This window comes from Burkholderia sp. MSMB1459WGS, from assembly GCF_001534535.1.
Taxonomy (GTDB): Bacteria; Pseudomonadota; Gammaproteobacteria; order Burkholderiales; family Burkholderiaceae; genus Burkholderia.
In genome coordinates this window covers 103,742-124,715 of the sequence record NZ_LPMU01000007.1, presented here as the reverse complement: position 1 = coordinate 124,715, position 20,974 = coordinate 103,742, and the positions used below count along the sequence as shown (strand labels likewise).

Sequence of the window (20,974 nt, the reverse complement as noted above, 5' to 3'; positions counted from 1 at the left end):
GCGCAACTTTATGACGCACGCCGATTAATTTATCGCTTTATATCGCTTGGGATTGCCGGAGCGGAGGAACAGAATTTCCGCTGCCGGAACCCGGCGATCGCACGGCCGTATTCGCTCGACGCCGCGCTGGTCGCGCAGGCACCTGACCGGTTCCCGGCTTCACGACGACCTTGCCGTGCATTCGGCATAAAACTAAGGAATCCGATGAGTTCGATCGATCTGAGCCCGGTCACGCCGGTTTCTTCCCCCATCCGCTCGGCCAGCGACGTCGCGCGCTTGATCAACACCGTGGACAGTTCGGTCAGCCATGCGCGGATGATCGTGCTGCTGGCGCTCGGCGGCGTGTTTCTCGATGCGTACGACCTGACGACGCTGTCGTACGGCATCGACGACGTGGCGCGCGAATTCGGGCTGACGCCCGCGCTGACCGGGCTGGTCGGGTCGGCGATCATGATCGGAACGATCTTCGGCAGCCTGATCGGCGGCCGGCTGACCGACCGGATCGGCCGCTATCAGGTATTCATGGCCGACATGCTGTTCTTCGTGGTCGCGGCGATCGCGGCCGGCCTCGCGCCGAACGTCTGGGTGCTGATCGCCGCGCGTTTCGTGATGGGGCTCGGCGTCGGCATCGACCTGCCCGTCGCGATGGCGTTCCTCGCGGAATTCTCGAAGTTCAACGGCCGCGGCAACAAGGCGTCCCGGCTCGCCGCATGGTGCCCGATGTGGTACGTCGCGTCGTCCGTGTGTTTCCTGCTGATCTTCGGCCTGTATTTCCTGCTGCCGGCCGAGCATGCGGGGTGGCTGTGGCGCGCATCGCTGATCTTCGGCGCGGTGCCGGCGCTCGTGATCATCCTGTTCCGCAACCGCTTCATGAACGAATCGCCGCTGTGGGCGGCGAATCAGGGCGATCTGGCCAATGCCGCGCGCATCCTGCGCGAGTCGTACGGCATTCACGCGCACGAAGCGGACGATGCGCGACGCGAGTCGAGCACGCCGCCCGTGCGGATTCGCGTGCTGTTCCAGCGGCCGTATCTGGGGCGCACGATCGTCGCCAGCGTGATGAACCTGTGCATCCCGTTCGAGTACACGGCGATTGCGTTCTTCCTGCCGTCGATTTTGTCGCAATTTCTGGGTGCGGGCGTGTTCGAGACGATCGCCGCGTCGCTGGCGTTGAACGTGCTGTTCGCGTTCACCGGCGGCTTGCTGGGGATGCGCCTCGCGTATCGCTATCCGTCGCGTCATGTCGCGATCGCGGGGTTTGCGTTGCAAACGGTCGCGCTCGTCGCGCTGGCGCTCGCAGGGCATCCGCACGGCGCACTGGCGGTGGGCATCGTGCTGCTGATGCTCGGTACGTGGCTGTTCGCGGAAGGGTTCGGGCCGGGTGCGCAGATGATGATCTATCCGACGCTGTCGTATCCGGCCGCGATCCGCGGCACCGGCGTCGGCTTCGGGCGGTCGCTGTGCGGCATCGGTCAGGCGCTCGCGCTGTTCGTGCTGCCGATCCTTCAGGCCCGGCTCGGCACCGACATGTTCTGGGTTGTCGCGGTCAGTGCGGTCACGCCGATCGTGTTTCTGCTGATCGTGCGGTACGAACCGACGGCGCACGACATCGACGACGAAAGCGTCGCGTAAGCGCCGATGGGGGACGCTCGCGTTCCCCGCCGAACACGAACGGCTTCGTCGGACTGCACGAAGCCGTTTGCGCTGAAGCCGGTCGCCGCGTGAGTGAATGCGGACGGACCGGCTTCGACATCTTGCCGTTATGCGCCGACCGTTTCCCGCTCGGCCTCGCGCTTGACCTGTTCGATGTCGCGATACCGCGCGGCCGGATGCTCGTCGGGCAGTCGCGCCGAGCCGCCGAAGAGTTTTTCGCGCAGCGTGCCCGGCGCATACGCGGTCGGATACACGCCGCGGCGCTGCAGCTCGGGCACGAGATGGCGCACGACGTCCTCGAAGGTTTCATGCGCGACCGCATACGCGAGATTGAAGCCGTCGACGTCGGTCGCGGCCACCCATTCCTGCAGGATGTCCGCGACGGTCGCCGCCGATCCGACGAACACCGGGCCCATCCCGCCGATGCCGCCCCAGGCGGCCAACGCCTCGATCGTCCACGCGGTGTCGCCGCCCGACAGGTGCTCGACCGCCGACACGATCGCATTCGTTTCGACGCGCCTGACGGGATCGGTCGGCGCGTACTGGCCGAAGTCGATGCCGGTCCAGCCCGACATGAACACCAGCGAGCCGTCGTACGACACGTAGCGCCGATACTCGTCGAACTTGGCCTGCGCCCGCTCGTCGGTCTCGTCGACGATCACCGTGACGAGGTTGTAGATCAGCACCTTCGCCGGGTCGCGTCCGGCGGCGGCGGCCTGCGCGCGCACGTCGGCCACGTAGCGCGCGAGCTGGTCGCGGGTGGGCGCGGCGACGAACACGCATTCGGCGTGCTGCGCGGCGAACGCCTTGCCGGGGCCCGACGCGCCGGCCTGGAACAGCACCGGCGTGCGCTGCGGCGACGGCTCGCACAGGTGATAGCCGGGCACGTCGAAGAAGCGGCCCTTGTGGCCGATCTCGTGCACTTTCTCGGGATGCGTGAACACGCGGCCGTCGCGATCGCGCACCACCGCGCCGTCCTCCCAGCTGCCCTCGAACAGCTTGTACAGCACCTCGACGTACTCGGCCGCGACCGCATAGCGGTCGTCGTGCGTGCGCAGCCCGCGATCGCCGACGTTCTTCGCGCCGCTCTCCAGGTACGACGTGACGATGTTCCATGCGAGCCGGCCCTTCGTGTGATGGTCGGCGGTCGACAGCCGGCGCGCGAACGTGTACGGGTGCTCGAACGTCGTCGACGCGGTGATGCCGATGCCGAGATGCTCGGTCGCCATCGCGATCGGCGCGGCCAGTTGCAGCGGATCGTTGACGGGGATCTGCGCGGCCTGGTGCAGCGCGTGATAGTTGCTGCCCTTGTACACGTCGTAGTAGCCGATTACGTCCGCGATGAAGATCGCATCGAAGATCCCGCGCTCGAGCACGCGGGCGAGGTCGGTCCAGTAGTCGAGATCCTTGTATTGCCACGAGCGGTCGCGCGGATGCGCCCACAGGCCGGGCGACTGATGGCCCACGCAGTTCATCTCGAACGCGTTGAAGCGGATCGTCTTGCTCATTGCGCGGCTCCCGTTTCCGCGCCTGCGCCCGCACCGTTGCCGACGCGCCAGACGAACGGCGGCGTGCGGCCGTTGATGATCCAGTCGCCGACGATGCGCGCCTTGTAGACGAGCGGATTGTGCGACGACACGGTGCGCGCGTTGCGCCAGTGGCGATCGAGTGCGGTCGTGCTGCGGGTCGCGGACGCGCCAAGCGCGTCGAACAGGCGCGTCGCCGCGCGCAGCACGAGTTCGGACACGACGAGCTGGCTCTGCGCGGATTCGATTTCGGCCGCGACGTTCGCGGCCTGCTCGGCCGCTTCGTCGCCGCCGAAGCGCGCTTCGTACGCCTGCTGAAGCGGTTGCGCGGCACGCAGCGCGAGCGCGTCGGCCGCGTACGCCCATGACGCGATCTCGCCGATCACCTGCTGCAGCTGTGCATCGTCGCCGGCGCGCTGCGCGTTACCGTGGCTGTACACGCGCGTGCGGTTGCGCACGAGCTCGCCCGCGTCGCGCACGATCGCGTGGCCGATGCCGGCCAGCGTCGCGACATGGAACAACTGGTAGAACGCAGTCTGATACTTGAAGCGGTGTGCGAAATCGATCACGTTCTCCGCGTCGACCGCCGCATCCTCGAAACGCGTCGTGCCGCTGCCGGTGGTGGTCTGGCCGAAGCCGTCCCAGTCGTCCTCGCGGATCACGCCCGGCTGCGCGGTCGACACGGCGACGATCACGTCGCTGCCGTCGTGCGCGCGTTGCGCGAACACGTCGATCCAGTCGGCGAACAGGCTGCCCGTGCTGTAGAACTTCTGGCCGTTCAGCACGAGCCGGCCGTGCCGCTCCGATACCTTCGTGACGGTCTGGCCGAGCGGGACGTCGCCGGCTTCCGACCACGCGTTGCCGACGAGCTGGCCGCTCGCGAAGCGGTCGAGCCAGGTCGTGCGTTGCGGCCCGTCCGGCGCGTTCAGCCAGTCCTCGACGAACGCGAAGTGCCCGCGCAACGCCTGCGGCAAATTGGAATCGGCGGCGGCCAGCTCGGTCAGCAACCGGAACAACTGCGGCAGCGACGCGCCGGCGCCGCCGGCGCTCGCCGGCAGCCGTATCGCGCCGAAGCCCGCCGATTTCAGCCAGCCGATCGCCTCGTGCGGCAGTTCGCGGCGGCGTTCGCGTTCGGCGGCGCCGGCGGCGATGCGCGCGAAGATCGGCCGGAACCGGCTCGCGAGCGCATCGTAGTCGGTACCGGTGGAAAGGTCGGGGGCTGCGTGCGACGAAGTCATGCGGTATTCCTCGAAAGACGGGCCGTGTGCGCCGGGAGCCCAGTATAGGAAGTGCGACGCGGGCGCTCCAATAACGGATTCTCGGATCGTTATCGTCGCTGCGTATTATCGGGGCTGCGACCGCGATCGAATGAGCGCGCATCGACGTTCTCGCGTCCGTTGCGACGTCGAAACATCGGTTCGCCTGCATCAGGCTCGACGTCGTTTGTTCTCCCAAGGAATATCGTTTCGAGAATCGCTCGGTTTTCCGGCATGCACGGCGCTGCTAGATTGAATGCTTTCGCCATTCGACAGGAGAGACCGATGTCAGACACGAGCGCGACGATTCAGGAGCGGCCGGCCGACGTGCCACCGCGGGCGGCGGACGTGATCGCCGACGACGCGCAAGCGCTTGCGGTCGCGCATGCGCTGGCACAACGCCTGGCGCAAGGGGCCGCCGAGCGCGATCGCGAGCGTCGCCTGCCGCGCGAGGAAATCGAATGGTTTTCGCAGTCGGGGCTGTGGGCAATCACGGTGCCCAAGGCATACGGCGGCGCAGGCGTATCGCATGTGACGCTCACCGAGGTGATCAAGATCGTCGCCGCGGCCGATGCGTCGCTCGGGCAGCTTCCGCAGAATCATTTCGGGTTGGTCGACGTGATCGCGCTCGTCGGCACCGACGCGCAGAAGCGTCATTTCTTCGCCGAGGTGCTGAGCGGCAAGCGGTTCGGCAACGGGTTCTCGGAGAAGGGCACGAAGCACGTGCTCGACCTGAAGACGCGCGTGTGCCGCGACGGCGACGACTACGTCGTCGACGGCACGAAGTTCTATTCGACCGGTGCGCTGTTTGCGCATTACGTGCCGGTGCTCGGGCTCGACGACGCGCGCCAGGCATGGCTCGCGTACGTGCCGCAACCGACGCCGGGGTTGACCGTGATCGACGACTGGTCGGGATTCGGGCAGCGCACGACCGCGAGCGGCACGGTCGTGCTCGATGCGGTGCGCATCCCGGCGTCGCACGTGCTGCCCGCGCAGCGCGTGTCGGACGTGCCGACGCTCAACGGTCCGCTGTCGCAGATCATCCAGGCGGCGATCGACGCGGGTATCGCGAAGGCGGCCATCGACGATACGCTCGCGTTCGTGCGAACCCGCACGCGGCCGTGGGTCGACAGCGGCGTCGAGCGGGCAGCGGACGACCCGCTGACGATTCGCGAAATCGGCCGCCTGCACATCCAGCTGCATGCGGCCGACGCGTTGCTCGAGCGTGCGGCGCGCACGCTCGACGAGATCGCGGCAAAGGGCGACGTGACCGAAGACGATGTCGCGCGCGCGTCCGTCGCGGTCGGCGAAGCGAAGGTGCTGACGACCGAGGTCGCGCTGCTCGCCGGCGAGAAGCTGTTCGAGCTGGCCGGCACGCAGTCGACGCTCGCCGAGCACAATCTCGACCGGCATTGGCGCAACGCGCGCACACATACGCTGCACGATCCGGTGCGCTGGAAATATCACCTCGTCGGCAACTACTACCTGAACGGCGTGCGCCCGGCGCGCCATGCGTGGAATTGAGCGTCGGCGGTTGGACGCCGGCAGCGCGCGGTCGACGGCCGCGCGATGCCGGTGAGCCTCAAACCTGACCGACGCCGCCGTCGATCATCAGGTCCGCGCCTGTCATGTACACGCTTTGATCGGATGCAAGGAACACGGCCGCGTTCGCCATCTCCTCGGGCTGCGCGAGCCGGCCGATGGGGATCATGTTCAGGTACATGTCGACGAGGGACTGACGCTCCTGCGCATTCGTTACCTGCGAGTCGAGCATCGGCGTGTCGGTGACGCCCGGGCTCAGCGTGTTGACCCGAATGCCGCGATTCTTGAACTCGGCGGCCCAGGTGCGCGCGTACGAACGCAAGGCCGCTTTCGTCGCCGCGTAGGCTGTGTGACCCGGAATGCCCATCACGTGCATGGCCGACGAAACCAGAATGATCGATCCGCCATTCGTCATGAGCGGCAGGAGCTTCTGCACCAGAAAGACGGGAGCACGGGCGTTGAGGTCGAACGTCCTGTCGAAATGTTCCGGGGTCAGGGTATCGATCGACGCCTGCTCGACCAACGCCGCATTCGACACGACGATGTCGATCGCGCCCTTGTCGGCCCTGACCGCCGACGCGACGCGTTCGAGATCGTCGAGATTCGCCGCGTCGGCCTGGATGGCCGTGACATTGCGTCCGATCCGCTCGACGGCCGCGTCGAGTTGGGCCTGCCGGCGCCCGAAAATGAATACGTGCGCACCTTCGGCCACATAGCGCTGCGCGATCGCGAGACCGATACCGGTTGTGCCGCCGCTGACGACGGCGACCTTGCCTACGAGAGAAGTCATTGGAATCTTCCGTGTATTGGGGGTGACGGAAGAAAGCGTAACGGTCTGTGCCGCGAATGATAATCGGGCGAATCTTCATAAGCGCTATTCCTTGCTAGAATCGCTCGCACTTCAACGTGAGCGATCCGTGCGCGGAAACGAGCGGTTTCGCCAGGGGCTGCAATGGATCGATTGGACGAAGTCGGCGCCTTCATCGCCGTTGTCGACGCAGGCGGATTCTCGGCTGCGGCGCGTAGAACCGGCCACTCGCAGTCGGCCGTCAGCAAGGCGGTCGGTTCGCTCGAGAAACGCCTCGGCGTCATGCTGCTGAACCGCAGTACACGGAGTGTCACGCTGACGGATCAGGGGCAGCGCTATTACGATCGCATGAAGCCGCTCGTCGACGAGTTCGACGAAGCCGACAGCGAGATGACGAGCAGCACGCTCGATGTCACGGGCCTGGTCAGGATCGCGACGCCTTCGACCTTTGGCCGCCTGCACGTTCTTCCGCTGATCCCGGACTTGCTGGCATCGAGTCCCGGGCTTCGGGTCGATCTCGTTCTCTCGGACTTCGTGCGGGACATGGTGGAAGATCGCATCGATCTCGCCATTCGAGTCGGCCGAGTCGACGATGCCGACGCTGTCGTCAAACGCGTGGCAAGCACGCGCCTCGTTTGTGTCGGCTCCCGGGACTATTTCGAGCGCCATGGCATTCCGAAGACGCCTGACGAACTCGTCGATCACAATTGCCTTCTGTATGGTGGCCTTTCGGAATCGGCCGCCAACTGGCCGTTCGTCGGCCCCGCCGGCGACTTCAGCGTGACCGTTCGCGGCAACTTGTCGTCGAACAGCGTCGAAACGATTCGGGCGGGTGTGCTGGCGGGTGTCGGAATCGGTCTCTTCACTCGGGCTTCGCTTACCGACGAACTCGCGCATGCCGGCATCGTCACCGTTCTCGACGAATTTTTGAAAGAAGCGAGAGACATCAGTCTCGTCTGGCCGAAACGCCGGTATGTGCCGGCACGCGTGCGCATGGTGACCGATTTCTTTTCCGCCGCCCTGGCCCAGCGCGATTAGGCAACCACGGGGCCGTCGCCGGATCGGCATCGAGATGATGCGAACCGAGGGACGACCAGCCACCACGACGGCCCGGATGCCGTGGCGGAGCGGTAGTCGCCCGGCGCGACGCCGATGCCGCCTGACGCGCGACGACGCGGCTCGCGCGTCCTGCGCGCGACCTATGCCTGAACCCCCACCCGATACCGGGTGGTTTGCCGATAGACGTCGCCCGGACGCACGATCGCTTCGTCGCGCAGGCCGTCCATGTTGACCTGATCCGGAAAGCCGCCCGCCTCGACGCACAGCGCCGCGTGTCGTGCGCACCGCGTGCCGCCGCTCACGCGCACGTCGTCGAGGTAGTTGCCCGTATAGAGTTGCAGGCCGCGCTGATCGGTCGACACGATCAACTCGCGGCCGCTCTCCGGATCGTAGACCCGTGCGACGGGCCGGACTTCGCGTGCGCCGTTGCCCACGACGAAGCAGTGATCGAAGCCGCGTGCGCGCGCCAGTTGCGCATGCGGCCAGTCGAGGCGCGCGCCGAGCGGCGCGCTTTGCCGGAAATCGAACGCCGTGCCCGTCACGTCGGCCGTCCCGATCGGGATCAGCGCATCGTCCACTTCGAGGAACGCGTCGGCGTCGATGTGCAGCAGATGGCCGCGCACGTCGCTGCCCGCGCGCCCGTTCAGGTTGAAGTAGCTGTGATTCGTCAGGTTCAGCGGTGTCGGCGCATCGGTCCACCCCGTATAGTCGATCGTCAGCGTACCGTCGTCGTCGAGCGTGTAGCGAACCTGTACGCTCACGTTGCCGGGGAATCCCGCGTCGCCTTCGGGCGAATCGAGCCGCAGCGTCAGCCCGCCGCTATCGTCGAGCACGTCCCACCGCGCGCGATGAAAACCGTTCGCGCCGCCGTGCAGCAGGTTGCCGTTCTCGTTGCGGTCGAGCAGGTAGTCGACGCCGTCGAGCGTAAAGCGCGCGCCGGCGATCCGGTTCGCCCATCGGCCGATCGTCGCGCCGAGATAGACCCCGGATTCGAGGTACTCGGCCGGCGTGTCGTGCGCGAGCACGATATCGGCAAAGCGCCCCGTGCGGTCGGGCGCGAGCCACGACACGACGGTCGCGCCGAGGTCGCTGACGACGACGCGCATCCCGTGCGCGTTGCGCAGCGTATAGCGCCGCACGGGCTCGCCGTCGGGCAACGCGCCCCACGGTTCGGCATGCACGCGCGCCACGCCGGGCGTCAGGTATGAGGAATCGGTATCGATATGCATGAGTGGATGTCGGATGGGCGGCGGGCGTCAGTTCGTGGTGGCCGCGCGTTCCTGATATTCGCGCGGCGTGCAGCCGAGTTCGCGCCTGAATACCGCGTACATGTACTGAAGCGACGTGAACCCGCAACGGATCGCGACTTCGGCACTCGACGCCTGCCGGCCGGCGAGCAGCGCCTGCGCGGCTTCGAGCTTGTGGCGCAGGATCTCCTGGTGCACGGTGCGCTGCAGTTCGCGCCGGAAGTGCTCCTCGAGCAGCGAGCGCGATACGCCGACATAGTCGGCGACCTGTTCGGTCTTGATGCCCTGGCACGCGTACTGGCGGATGAAATGCCGGGCACGCATCACGTGCGGGCTCGCGAGCGGCTGATGGCGCGTCGATTCGAGCACGTTGATGCCGACCGGCGGCACGAGAATGCGCTGCCCGGGAAAGCGCGCGCCGCGCAGCATCCGGTGCAGCAGGTGCGCGGCGGTGCGGCCCATTTCCTCGGTGCCCTGGATCACCGACGACAACGGAATGCGCGTCAGCGTGCGCGTGAGCGGATCGTTGTCGATACCGATGATCGCCACCTGTTCCGGCACCGCGATGCCGGCGATCAGGCACGCCTGCAGCAGGTGCCGCGCACGCGCGTCGGTTACCGCGATCACGCCGACCGGCTTCGGCAGCGCATGCAGCCAGCCGACCAGTTGTTCGATCGCGTGATTCCAGCCCGACGCGCTCGTCGACAGCCCGCGGTAGATCGGCGCGTCGAGCCCGTCCGCACGCGCGAGCCGGTCGAACGCCAGTTCGCGCTGCTGCGCCCAGCGGTTCTCCTGCGCGACCGGCAGGCTGTACATCGCGAAATGTGCGAGTCCCGCCCCGATCAGATGCGTGTAGGCGAGCGACACGAGCTTCGGGTTGTCCGTCGCAATATATGGGACGCCTTCCGGGTATTGCGCCGGATCCTCGTACGACGATCCGATCGCGACGATCGGCAGCGGTGAACCGGCGAGCGCGTCGGCGACGGCGGGGTCGTCGAAGTCCGCGATGATGCCGTCGCCGTCGAAACGCTCGATCCCGGTGAGCCGGCAGCGGAAATCGTCTTCGAGGAACAGGTCCCACACGACGCGCGTCGTGTGCAGATACTGGCCGATGCCGCTGATGATCTCGCGGTCGTAGACCTTGTTCGCGTTGAACAGCAGCGCGATGCGGTGCGGTGTCTGGGCGGATGGGGCGCGTGTCATCTCGGTGTCGGGTGAGCGCATCGGGGCGCCGTGCCGTTGTCTCCGGGGCGCGCTCGCGGGGGCGGCGCGCGGTGGTTTGGTGTACGGCGATTGTAGGACGGAACGTGCGCCGCGCGAACGCGGCTGGCAAGAAACATCAAGCGTGCTGCGCAATTTCGCAATTGCCGGCCGGCAGGCGTGCGGGCACGATCCAGCCAACGAATTCGGCCGCGTGCGTCGTCCCGACGTGCGTTGCGCTGCAACAAGAACCTGCACGGAGACGCCATGTCGTATTTCGAACACATTCCCGCAATTCGCTACGAAGGGCCGCAGTCGGACAACCCGCTTGCCTATCACCATTACGACCCCGAGCGACGCGTGCTGGGCAAGACGCTCGCCGAGCATCTGCGCATCGCGGTCTGCTACTGGCACACGTTCGTGTGGCCGGGTCACGACATCTTCGGGCAGGGCGCGTTTCAACGGCCTTGGCAACAGCCCGGCGACGCGCTCGAACGCGCGCGGATGAAGGCCGACGCCGCATTCGAGTTCTTCACGAAGCTCGGCACGCCGTTCTATACGTTCCATGACACCGACGTCGCGCCGGAAGGCGACAGCCTGCGCGAATACGCGGCCAATTTCGCGCGGATGGTCGACTATCTCGCCGAGCGTCAGCAGGCAACCGGCGTGCGGCTGTTGTGGGGGACCGCGAACCTGTTTTCGCACCCGCGCTTCGCGGCCGGCGCCGCGACGAACCCGAACCCCGACGTGTTCGCGTGGGCTGCGACCCAGGTGCGCCATGCGCTCGACGCGACCCACCGGCTCGGCGGCGAGAACTACGTGCTGTGGGGCGGACGGGAAGGCTACGAGACGCTGCTCAATACCGACCTGAAGCGCGAGCGCGACCAGTTCGCCCGCTTCCTGTCGATGGTCGTCGAGCACAAGCACCGGATCGGCTTCAAGGGCGCGCTGCTGATCGAGCCGAAGCCGCAGGAGCCGACCAAGCATCAGTACGACTACGACGTGGCGACGGTGCACGGCTTCCTCGTGCAGTACGGGCTGCAGAACGAAATCCGCGTGAACATCGAGGCGAATCACGCGACGCTCGCGGGCCATTCGTTCCATCACGAGATCGCGAACGCATTCGCGCTCGGCGTGTTCGGCAGCGTCGACGCGAACCGCGGCGATCCGCAGAACGGCTGGGACACCGACCAGTTCCCGAACAGCGTCGAGGAACTGACGCTCGCGTTCTACGAGATCCTGCGCCACGGCGGCTTCACGACCGGCGGGATGAACTTCGACGCCAAGGTGCGGCGCCAGAGCATCGATCCGGAAGACCTGTTCTACGGCCACGTCGGCGCGATCGACGTGCTCGCGCTCGCGCTCGAACGCGCGGCGGTGCTGGTCGAGAACGACCGGCTCGACGCACTGCGCCGGCAGCGCTACGCGCAGTGGGATAGCGAGTTCGGCCGCAAGATCCTGTCGGGCGGCTATACGCTGGAGTCGCTGGCGGCCGACGCGCTCGCGCGGGGCGTGGACCCGCGGCATGCAAGCGGCGCGCAGGAGCGGCTCGAGAACATCGTGAACCAGGCGATCTACGGGCTGCGCTGACGCCATGTACATCGGACTCGATCTCGGCACGTCGGGCGTGAAGGCGGTGCTGCTCGACCGCGACGGCGCGGTGCGCGCGAGCGCGAGCCGACCGCTCGCGGTGAACCGGCCGCAGCCGCGCTGGTCCGAGCAGGCGCCGCGCGACTGGTGGGACGCCGCATGCGGCGCGCTCGCCGCACTCGTGTCGGATGCGCGCACTGCCGGCATCGACCCGCGCGACATCGATGCACTCGGCCTGACCGGACAGATGCACGGTGCGACGCTGCTCGATGCCCACGGCGACGTGCTGCGCCCCGCAATCTTGTGGAACGACGGCCGCGCGGATGCCGAGTGCGAGGAACTCGAACGGCTCGCGCCCGCGCTGCGCACGGTGGCCGGCAACATCGCGATGCCGGGCTTCACGGCGCCCAAGCTGCTGTGGGTGCGCCGTCACGAGCCCGACGTAGCCGCGCGCATCGCCTACGTGCTGCTGCCGAAGGATTATCTGCGCTACCGGCTGACCGGCGCGTTCGCGACCGATCCGTCGGACGCCGCCGGCACGCTGTGGCTCGACGTCGCGAAGCGCGACTACGACGACACGTTGCTCGCCGCCTGCGGGCTGTCGCGCGCGCAGATGCCGGCCGTATTCGAGGGCAATCGCATCACCGGCACGCTGCTGCCGGCCGTCGCACGGGCGCTCGGCCTGCGCGAGATCCCGGTGGTGGCCGGCGGCGGCGACAACGCGGCCGGCGCGGTGGGCGTCGGAATCGTGCGGCCCGGCGACGCGCTGCTGTCGCTCGGCACGTCGGGCGTGTATTTCGCGGTGTCGGACGGGTTCCGCGCGAATCCCGAATCGGCGGTGCACAGCTTCTGTCATGCGCTGCCGGGCACGTGGCACCTGATGTCCGTGATGCTGAACGCGGCCGGCTGCGTCGACTTCACCGCGCAACTGGCCGGTTACGACGGCGTCGCGGCGCTGCTCGACGATGCGGAAACGAACGCACGCGCGAGCCGGCCGTGGTTCCTGCCGTACCTGAGCGGCGAGCGCACGCCGCACAACGACGTGAACGCGAAGGGCGTGTTTTATGGGCTCACGCCCGACACGCGGCGCGCGGATCTCGCGAACGCGACGCTCGAAGGCGTCGGCTTCGCGCTGCTCGACGGCATCGACGCGCTGCATGCGGCCGGGCTGGCGCCCGACGGCATCACCGTGATCGGCGGCGGCTCGCGCAGTGCGTACTGGACGCAGATGCTCGCGGACCTGAGCGGCCGTGCATTGACGCTGCGCGCGGGCGGCGAGGTGGGGCCGGCGCTCGGCGCCGCGCGCCTCGCGCATCTCGCGCTCGAACCGGATGCGGCGCTCGCCGACGTGTGTCCGCAGCCGCCGGTCGTCGCAGTGCGCGAGCCCGATCCCACGCGGCACGCGTGGTATCGCGACGTGCGGCGGCCGACGTTTCGCGCGCTGTATCGTGCGCTCGAACCGGTGTTTGCGACGGGCGCGTGACGCACGTTGCCGTGACTCGATGCGGGCGGTGCAATCCGGCGGCCGCCCGCGGTTCGTGAGGTGGTTCCATAACAAGGAGTGGAGACATGAAATCCGTGACGCGTCGTACCGTATTGAGTTCGCTTGCCGGCGCCGCCGCGCTGGCCATGCTCGCGCTGGGCACGCCGCTCGCGCACGCGAGCAAGGACAAGCCCGAGATTGGCTTCTGCATCGACGATCTGCGCGTCGAGCGCTGGTCGCGCGATCGCGACTATTTCGTCGCGGCCGCGACGAAGCTCGGCGCGAAGGTGTCGGTGCAGTCGGCCGATGCAAGCGAGGAGCGGCAGATTTCGCAGATCGAGAACCTGATCTCGCGCGGCGTCGACGTAATCGTGATCGTGCCGTTCAACTCGAAGACGCTCGGCAACGTCGTCGCCGAAGCGCGCAAGGCCGGCATCAAGGTCGTGTCGTACGATCGCCTGATCCTCGACGCGGACGTCGACGCCTATATCTCGTTCGACAACGAGAAGGTCGGCGAGCTGCAGGCGCAGGGCGTGTTCGACGCGAAGCCGAAGGGCAATTATTTCCTGCTGGGCGGTGCGCCGACCGACAACAACGCGAAGATGCTGCGCGAAGGACAACTGAAGGTGCTCAAGCCCGCGATCGACCGCGGCGACATCAAGGTCGTCGGCCAGCAGTGGGTGCCCGAATGGAGCGCGTCGACTGCGCTGCGGATCGTCGAGGACGCACTGACCGCAAACAACAACAAGATCGACGCGATCGTCGCATCGAACGACGGCACGGCCGGCGGCGCGATCCAGGCGCTCGCCGCGCAGCATCTGGCCGGCAAGGTGCCGGTGTCCGGGCAGGATGCGGATCTGGCCGCGGTCAAGCGCGTGATCGCCGGCACGCAGACGATGACCGTCTACAAGCCGCTGAAGCTGATCGCGAGCGAAGCCGCGAAGCTCGCGGTCGATCTCGCGAAGGGCACGAAGCCCGCGTTCAACGCGCAATACGACAACGGCAAGAAGAAGGTCGATACGGTGCTGCTGCAGCCGACGCTGTTGACCAAGCGCAACGTCGACGTCGTCGTGAAGGACGGCTTCTACACCCAGGCCCAGCTGGCGAGCCAGTAAGCGTACGACGGGCGCGACGCGCGGTCGCCGCGACGGCGGCCGCGCTTACTGCGAGGCATGAACGAATGACGGAACCCTTGCTGACGATGCGCGGCATCGTCAAGGCATTCGACGGCGTGAAGGCGCTCGACGGCATCGACCTGACCGTGCGGCCCGGCGAATGCGTCGGGCTGTGCGGCGAGAACGGCGCGGGCAAGTCGACGCTGATGAAGGTGCTGTCGGGCGTATACCCGCACGGCACGTGGGACGGCGAGATCCGCTGGGAAGGCGCGCCGCTCGCGGCCTCCGGCGTGCGCGACACCGAGCGCGCGGGCATCGCGATCATCCACCAGGAGCTGATGCTCGTGCCCGAGCTGTCGGTGGCCGAGAACATCTTCCTCGGCAACGAGATCACGCTGCCGGGCGGGCGCATGAACTTCGCGGCGATGGTCCGGCGCGCCGAGGAGCTGCTGCACGAATTGCGGATCGACACGATCAACGTCGCGCAGCCGGTGATGAACTACGGCGGCGGCCACCAGCAGTTGATCGAGATCGCGAAGGCGCTGAACAAGCACGCGAAGCTGCTCATCCTCGACGAACCGTCGTCGTCGCTGAGCGCGTCGGAGACGCGCATCCTGCTCGACATCGTGCGCGACCTGAAGCGCCGCGGCGTCGCGTGCGTCTACATCTCGCACAAGCTCGACGAGGTGGCGGCCGTATGCGATACGGTCACCGTGATCCGCGATGGACGTCATGTCGCGACCGAGCCGATGAATGCGCTGACCACCGACCGCATCATCGCGATGATGGTCGGCCGCGAGATCCGCGACCTGTATCCGCGCGAGCCGCACGAGATCGGCGACGTCGTGCTCGACGTGCGCCACGTGACGTGCCGCGACGTGACGAACGCGCGCCGCAAGCGCGTCGACGACGTGTCGTTCAGCGTGCGGCGCGGCGAGATTCTCGGCGTGGCCGGACTCGTCGGCGCGGGCCGCACCGAGTTGATGCAGGCGATCTTCGGCGCGTATCCGGGCGCGTGCACGGCGAGCGTGACGATGAACGGCCGGCCATTGTCGATCCGCTCGCCGGCCGACGCGATCCGCGCCGGCATCGCGATGGTGCCGGAGGACCGCAAGCGCCACGGCATCGTGCCGCAGCTCGGCGTCGGCCACAACATCACGCTGGCGGTGCTGCAGCGCTTCGCGGCGCGCGGGCGGATCGACGCGGCGGCCGAGCTCGACGCGATCCGCACCGAGATGCAGCGGCTGTCGGTGCGCGCCGCGCATCCGTTCCTGTCGATCGCGAGCCTGTCCGGCGGCAATCAGCAGAAGGCGGTGCTCGCGAAGATGCTGCTGACCGAGCCGCAGGTGCTGATCCTCGACGAGCCGACGCGCGGCGTCGACGTGGGCGCGAAGGCCGAGATCTACCGGCTCGTCTTCGCGCTGGCCAAGCGCGGCGTCGCGCTGATCGTCGTGTCGTCGGAACTGCCGGAGGTGCTCGGCCTGGCCGATCGCGTGCTGGTGATCGGCGAAGGCGAGTTGCGCGGCGATTTCGTCAACGAGGGCCTCACGCAGGAACAGATTCTCGGCGCCGCGCTGAAGCCAGCGCGGCTGCCCGCCGAACCCACCGCAGCGAGTGCGATATGAATTCCGAACTTTCTTCCTCGACCCCGGCGGCGCCGGATGCGGACGCGCGTCGTCCGGACGGCCGCGCGCCGCGGCTGGCGTTGCGCCATGTCTTCACGCGCTACAAGGTGCTCGCGCTGCTGTTCGCGGTCGTCGCGATCTGGGCGTTCTTCTCGGTGCTGACGGACGGCGCGTTCGTCACGCCGCGCAACGTATCGAATCTGCTGCGGCAGATGTCGATCACCGGCATGCTCGCGTGCGGCATGGTGTTCGTCATCATCGCGGGCGAGATCGACCTGTCGGTCGGCTCGCTGCTCGGGCTGCTCGGCGGCGTCGCCGCGATCCTCGACGTCAACCGCCACTGGCCGGTCGCGGCGACGGTTCCGGCCGTGCTCGCGCTCGGCGTGCTGATCGGGCTCTTCAACGGCTGGTGGTCGACCTATCGGCGCGTGCCGTCGTTCATCGTCGGGCTCGGCGGGATGCTCGCGTTTCGCGGCATCCTGCTCGGCGTGACGGGCGGCTCGACGATCGCGCCCGTGTCCGACGGCTTCGTGTTCATCGGGCAGGGCTACCTGCCGCGCCTGGCCGGGGACGGCCTCGCGGTCCTGCTGTTCGCGGTCGCGACGCTGCTGGTGGTGCGGCAGCGCGGCACGCGGCGGCGCTACCGGCTCGCGGTCGCCCCGTTGTGGCAGGACGTCGCGAAGATCGTCGGCGCCGGGGCGGTGCTGTTCGCCTTCGTCGCGACGCTCGATCGTTACGGCGGTATTCCGGTGCCCGTGCTGCTGCTGCTCGTGTTGCTCGGCGTGTTCTCGTGGATCGCGACGCTGACCGTGTTCGGCCGGCGTATCTATGCGGTGGGTTCGAACCTGGAGGCGACGCGGCTGTCGGGCGTCGACACCGATCGCGTGAAGCTCGTGATCTTCGCGCTGATGGGGCTGATGTGCGCGTTTGCCGGCCTCGTCAACACGGCGCGGCTCGCGGCCGGGTCGCCGTCCGCCGGCTCGATGGGCGAACTCGACGCGATCGCCGCGTGCTTCATCGGCGGCACGTCGATGCGCGGCGGGTCGGGCACGGTCTACGGCGCGCTGATCGGCGCGCTCGTGATGGCGAGCCTCGACAACGGGATGTCGATGCTGGACGTCGACGCGTACTGGCAGATGATCGTCAAGGGCGCGGTGCTCGTGCTGGCGGTGTGGATCGACGTGGTGTCGCGGTCGAACCGGCGGTGACGAAGCCGTGTCGGCCGCGCATCGACACGGAGAAAGACCATGGCGCGAAACGCGATGCGCTTGCCGGACGGTGCCGGCGCCCGGGCCCTTCGCGATGCCGGATGCAGGTCAGTGCCCGGCCTGGATGACCCGCGCTACCGGCAAGTGATCGCGGATGCACTGCGGCGCTGCTGCGCGAGCGTTCCGACGCGCTTGCCGAAGCACTCGCGTTCGCGATGCGCATCGCCGACCCGTGCGGCCGGCCGCGGCCCGATGCGCCGCGCGTCATGGCAGCGGCGCGCCCCATGCCGCCGTCACGTCGCCGCCGAGCCGCCATTCGCTGAACGGACGGCGCGGCGCGACGATCGCCGGCAGGCGGCGATCGTGAAAGCGCGCGTAGTACGGCTCGACCCAGCTCAGTTCGTCGCGAAACGTCCAGGGGAACAGGTCCTGCTTGATCGGCGTGATCTTCGTGAAACTCGCGGGATCTTCCACTGCGTCGATCACGAGGTTCGCGAGGCGGTCGATCGCGCCGTCGTTTTCGCGGTAGAGATCGATGTTGCGCCGCTGAACGAGTTCGGCCGCGAATACGAGAGGCAGCAGCGCGAACGTGTGATAGTGAAGCGCGCGGGCGCCGCGCTTGACCTCGCGCTCGAGCGAACCGTCCGGGCGGATGTCGCGGATGCCTTCGCGCACCCGCAGCAAGCCGGAATCGATCAGGCTTGCATTGTCGGTCACGGTGCCGATCGCGATCAGGTCGAGCCCGGCCCAATACACGAGGTTGTTGTGCAGATGGTTGATCGCTTCGGCATTGCGGGTCGCGATCGCGATGCGTTCGAGCCACGGGTCGATCGCGTTGAATGCCGCGCGATTCGCTTCGCGCAACCCGTGCGGCATGCGCAGGATCACCATCGCGAAATCGGTGCCGGCCCACGAACGTTCGTAGTAGCCCTGATAGCCGGAGATCGGGCCCATCAACGCATCCGATTGCGCCCAACCGTCGAGTAGCGTCAACGCGCACGACCAGTCGCCGCGATCCGCCGCCGTGTTCAGCTTCGCGACGAAGTCGCGCATCGGCTTCACGTCTCGCGCATAGCCGGTGGGGTCGTCGTAGTAGCCGGGCGGGTCGATCGTCCGCACGGGCGGCGGCACTTCGCATGCATGGCTGGCGGAGGCCGTGCCGGCGAATGTGCCGACGGCGAACAGGACGGCGCACAAGGTTCGAACGGAAAGGGCGCGCATGGGGCTCGACGGGGAAGTTTCGGGCGGGATGCCGAACCGAAGGCAGTCTAGCGCCCGGGGCTTTCGCCCAGCTTTCCACGGCGAGCCGTTGCCGATCCGGCCCGGCTGGCCGTCGGCGCGACGCGTCGCAGCCGTGGCGGCTGCGCGCGACATGCAATACGCAATTCTGTCGTCCTCGACTGCCAGCCCGATCCGATGAAGCGTCCGGCGTTCTCCACCCAACTCGTCATGCCGTGGGCACTCGTCGCGGCGCTGCTGCTCGCGCTGGGCGCGCGGTTCGTGGTCGGCGGCTGACGCGCGATGCCGGTCAGCCGCCACGCGCGACTCAGAACGAGTAGGCGAGCGACGCGAACAGGCTGCGCGGCGCGCCCGGCGTGACCCACAGGCTGTTGTACGAGCTGACGTAGGTCGTGCGATTGAACAGGTTGTTCAGCACGACCGACGCACGCAGGTGTTTGTTGACCTGAAGATAGCCGTTGAGTTGCACGGTCGCATAGGCCGGCAGCTCGAAGCCGTCCTGCGTGTTGGCGGTGTTGCCCGCGCGGCGCCCGACGTAGATCACGCCGGCACCGGCGCCGGCCTTGTCCGCGAACGGCAGGGTCGTCTCGTACATGAGCAGCGCGCTGCCGCTCAACCGCGGTACGTCGACGAGGCGCGAGCCGGGCGCCAGCACGGTATCGTGCGTGACCTCGGCGTCGACGTACGCGAAGTTGGCGATGCCGCGCAAGCCGTGACCGAGATCGCCGCTCCATTCGAATTCGACGCCGCGGCTGCGCACTTCGCCGGCCGCGCGCGAGAAGCCGGCATTGGCCGGATCGGCGGTAAGCACGTTGCGCTTGGTGACGTAGAACGCCGAGACGGTCGTGAGCCAGCGTGTGCCCGCCCATTTCGCGCCGGCTTCGTAGCCGCGGCCCTTTTCGGGATCGAACGCACGGCCGCCGACGTCGGCGCCGTTGTTCGGCCGGAACGAATACGCGGTGTTCGCATACAGCGACAATGCCGGGCTCATTTCGTACACGACGCCGAGACGCGGGCTCACCGCGGTCTGCAACTGGCTCGTCGTCACGCCTTTCAGGCGGTTGTCGATCGACTGGTGGAAGCGATCCCAGCGCAGCCCGGCCAGGATCTTCCAGTGCGGCCCGAACGCGAGCGTGTCCTGCGCGTAGACGCCTTGACCGTCGTCGCGTTCGAGCAGGTTGGTCGCGGTGCGCGGCGTCGGCGCGGGCTGGCCGTAGACCGGATCGAAGATGTCGATCGCATACGGCGCGGCGGCGGTCGGTGTGGAGCGGGTGACGAACTGGTCGTAGTTGAAGCGGTACGCATCGACGCCCATCACGAGCGTATGGCCGATGCCGCCCGTGCGGAACGAGCCGGCCGTCTCGAGGCGGCCTTGCAGGTCGTTCGAGTGAAACGCGACTTGCCGGTAGCGGCGCCACAGCGTGCGGCCGTCCTTCTGCAATGCGAAGGCTTCGGACGAGCGCCCCGACAGGTCGGTGTTGCGTTGCGCGACGCCGGCATTGATCGACCAGCTGGAATCGATGCGATGCTCGAGCGTGAACTGGTGGCCCGTGTTGCGCACGTCGTAGTCGCCGTCGCGCGGCTCGCCGAGGAAGCGCGACGCGGGGATCGCGCCAAGCTGCCCGTTGACCGCGAGCACGCCGCGATCGAGCGGCGCGCGCTGACGCGCACTCTCGAACTCGTAGTGGAGCGTCGTGTCGGCGCCGATGTCCCAGGTGAACGACGGCGAGAACAGGTAGCGCTTGCTCGACACCGTGTCGCGAAAGCTGCCGTTGTTCTCGTTCATCGCGACGAAGCGGTACGCCAGCGATTTCGTGACGGGGCCGGTCGAATCGAGCGTCTGGCGCAATGCGCCGTAGCTGCCGGCCGACACGCCGATGGTGTTCGCGCGTGCGAATTGCGGCTGCTTCGTCGTGTAGCTGATGATCCCGCCCGGATCGCCGCGGCCATACAGCGCGGACGCCGGCCCCTTGAGCACTTCCATGCGCTCGAGGTTGACGGTGTCGCGCGGCACGCTCATCCCGCGATTCCACGAGAAGCCGTTGACCAGATAGTCGGTGCCGGACGTGTTGCCGTCGCCGGCGAAGCCGCGCACCGCGTAGTTGTCCCAGAGGCCGCCGAAGTTGTTCTGGCGCGAGACGCCCGCGACCCAGTCATAAAGATCGTCGCCGCGCGTGGCGGCCACCGTCTGGATCAGCTTCGTATCGACGCTGCTGACGGCGAACGGAATCTCCATCACGTCCGCCTCGCTACGCGTCGCGCTCGTCGATTCGCGCGTGCGAAACGGCGCCGTCGCGCGTTGCGCGGACACCTCGATGGTCGGCAGCGCCGCTTCCTGTGCGTCGGCGGCGCCCATGCCGGCCGTGCCGACGACGATGGCCATCGGTGCGGCCGCCCAGTTCCTCCTGCTCATACTCCTCCCT

At 67.8% G+C, this 20,974-nt stretch carries 15 protein-coding genes; 8 read left to right on the top strand and 7 right to left on the bottom strand.

The features are described 5' to 3' along the window. Window positions 1–204: 204 nt before the first annotated feature. On the top strand, window positions 205–1,632 hold the full coding sequence (locus WT97_RS03400; protein WP_060352827.1) for an MFS transporter: 1,428 nt from the start codon (window positions 205–207) through the stop codon (window positions 1,630–1,632). Between the two features lie 128 nt (window positions 1,633–1,760). Here WT97_RS03400 and WT97_RS03395 read toward each other — a convergent pair whose 3' ends face one another. Both WT97_RS03395 and WT97_RS03390 read right to left on the bottom strand, forming a co-directional pair. After that, the gene (locus WT97_RS03395; protein ID WP_060352826.1) at window positions 1,761–3,161 is read right to left on the bottom strand and encodes an LLM class flavin-dependent oxidoreductase; all 1,401 of its coding nucleotides are present in this window, start codon (window positions 3,159–3,161) and stop codon (window positions 1,761–1,763) included. Beyond that, the gene (locus tag WT97_RS03390) at window positions 3,158–4,417 is read right to left on the bottom strand and encodes an acyl-CoA dehydrogenase family protein (RefSeq protein ID WP_060352825.1); all 1,260 of its coding nucleotides are present in this window, start codon (window positions 4,415–4,417) and stop codon (window positions 3,158–3,160) included. Before WT97_RS03390 ends, WT97_RS03395 begins: the two co-directional genes overlap by 4 nt. Window positions 4,418–4,720: 303 nt before the next feature. On the opposite strand from WT97_RS03390, the gene WT97_RS03385 reads away from it, so the two are divergent. Beyond that, the gene (locus WT97_RS03385; RefSeq protein WP_060352824.1) at window positions 4,721–5,959 is read left to right on the top strand and encodes an SfnB family sulfur acquisition oxidoreductase; all 1,239 of its coding nucleotides are present in this window, start codon (window positions 4,721–4,723) and stop codon (window positions 5,957–5,959) included. 58 nt (window positions 5,960–6,017) lie between these two features. Here WT97_RS03385 and WT97_RS03380 read toward each other — a convergent pair whose 3' ends face one another. Next, the gene (locus WT97_RS03380; RefSeq protein WP_059506271.1) at window positions 6,018–6,767 is read right to left on the bottom strand and encodes an SDR family NAD(P)-dependent oxidoreductase; all 750 of its coding nucleotides are present in this window, start codon (window positions 6,765–6,767) and stop codon (window positions 6,018–6,020) included. 162 nt (window positions 6,768–6,929) lie between these two features. Between WT97_RS03380 and WT97_RS03375 the strand changes: the two genes are divergently transcribed. Beyond that, window positions 6,930–7,823: a LysR family transcriptional regulator gene (locus WT97_RS03375; RefSeq protein WP_060352823.1), complete on the top strand. Its 894-nt coding sequence runs from the start codon at window positions 6,930–6,932 to the stop codon at window positions 7,821–7,823. Window positions 7,824–7,984: 161 nt separating this feature from the next. On the opposite strand, the gene WT97_RS03370 is transcribed toward WT97_RS03375, so the two are convergent. Together WT97_RS03370 and WT97_RS03365 are read right to left on the bottom strand one after the other, a co-directional pair. Then, window positions 7,985–9,073, bottom strand: coding sequence for an aldose epimerase family protein (locus tag WT97_RS03370; RefSeq protein WP_059506267.1), 1,089 nt, complete (start codon window positions 9,071–9,073; stop codon window positions 7,985–7,987). Between the two features lie 27 nt (window positions 9,074–9,100). Beyond that, window positions 9,101–10,294 carry a DNA-binding transcriptional regulator gene (locus WT97_RS03365; protein WP_060352822.1) on the bottom strand — a complete coding sequence of 398 codons (1,194 nt, stop codon included), beginning with the start codon at window positions 10,292–10,294 and terminating at the stop codon, window positions 9,101–9,103. Between the two features lie 264 nt (window positions 10,295–10,558). Here WT97_RS03365 and xylA point away from each other — a divergent pair, with 264 nt between their 5' ends. The 5 genes from xylA (at window position 10,559) to WT97_RS03340 (ending at window position 17,312) form a co-directional block, all read left to right on the top strand. Then, on the top strand, window positions 10,559–11,881 hold the full coding sequence (gene xylA, locus WT97_RS03360) for a xylose isomerase (protein WP_059506318.1): 1,323 nt from the start codon (window positions 10,559–10,561) through the stop codon (window positions 11,879–11,881). Window positions 11,882–11,885: 4 nt separating this feature from the next. Beyond that, a complete protein-coding gene (gene xylB, locus WT97_RS03355) occupies window positions 11,886–13,364 on the top strand; it encodes a xylulokinase (protein WP_060352821.1) in 1,479 nt (492 codons plus the stop codon). An 86-nt stretch (window positions 13,365–13,450) separates the two neighbouring features. Continuing rightward, on the top strand, window positions 13,451–14,479 hold the full coding sequence (gene xylF, locus WT97_RS03350; RefSeq protein ID WP_059506261.1) for a D-xylose ABC transporter substrate-binding protein: 1,029 nt from the start codon (window positions 13,451–13,453) through the stop codon (window positions 14,477–14,479). Between the two features lie 65 nt (window positions 14,480–14,544). After that, window positions 14,545–16,104 (top strand): D-xylose ABC transporter ATP-binding protein, encoded by a 1,560-nt coding sequence (xylG, locus tag WT97_RS03345; RefSeq protein WP_060352820.1) that lies wholly within the window; start codon window positions 14,545–14,547, stop codon window positions 16,102–16,104. After that, window positions 16,101–17,312, top strand: a complete 1,212-nt coding sequence (locus WT97_RS03340) for a sugar ABC transporter permease (RefSeq protein ID WP_060352819.1) — start codon at window positions 16,101–16,103, stop codon at window positions 17,310–17,312. The genes xylG and WT97_RS03340 overlap by 4 nt, the downstream gene beginning before the upstream one ends. 264 nt (window positions 17,313–17,576) lie before the next feature. Here WT97_RS03340 and WT97_RS03335 read toward each other — a convergent pair whose 3' ends face one another. Next, window positions 17,577–18,533: a mannuronate-specific alginate lyase gene (locus tag WT97_RS03335; protein ID WP_060352818.1), complete on the bottom strand. Its 957-nt coding sequence runs from the start codon at window positions 18,531–18,533 to the stop codon at window positions 17,577–17,579. Window positions 18,534–18,858: 325 nt separating this feature from the next. Then, on the bottom strand, window positions 18,859–20,964 hold the full coding sequence (locus WT97_RS03330) for a TonB-dependent siderophore receptor (protein ID WP_059506245.1): 2,106 nt from the start codon (window positions 20,962–20,964) through the stop codon (window positions 18,859–18,861). Between the last annotated feature and the right edge of the window lie 10 nt (window positions 20,965–20,974).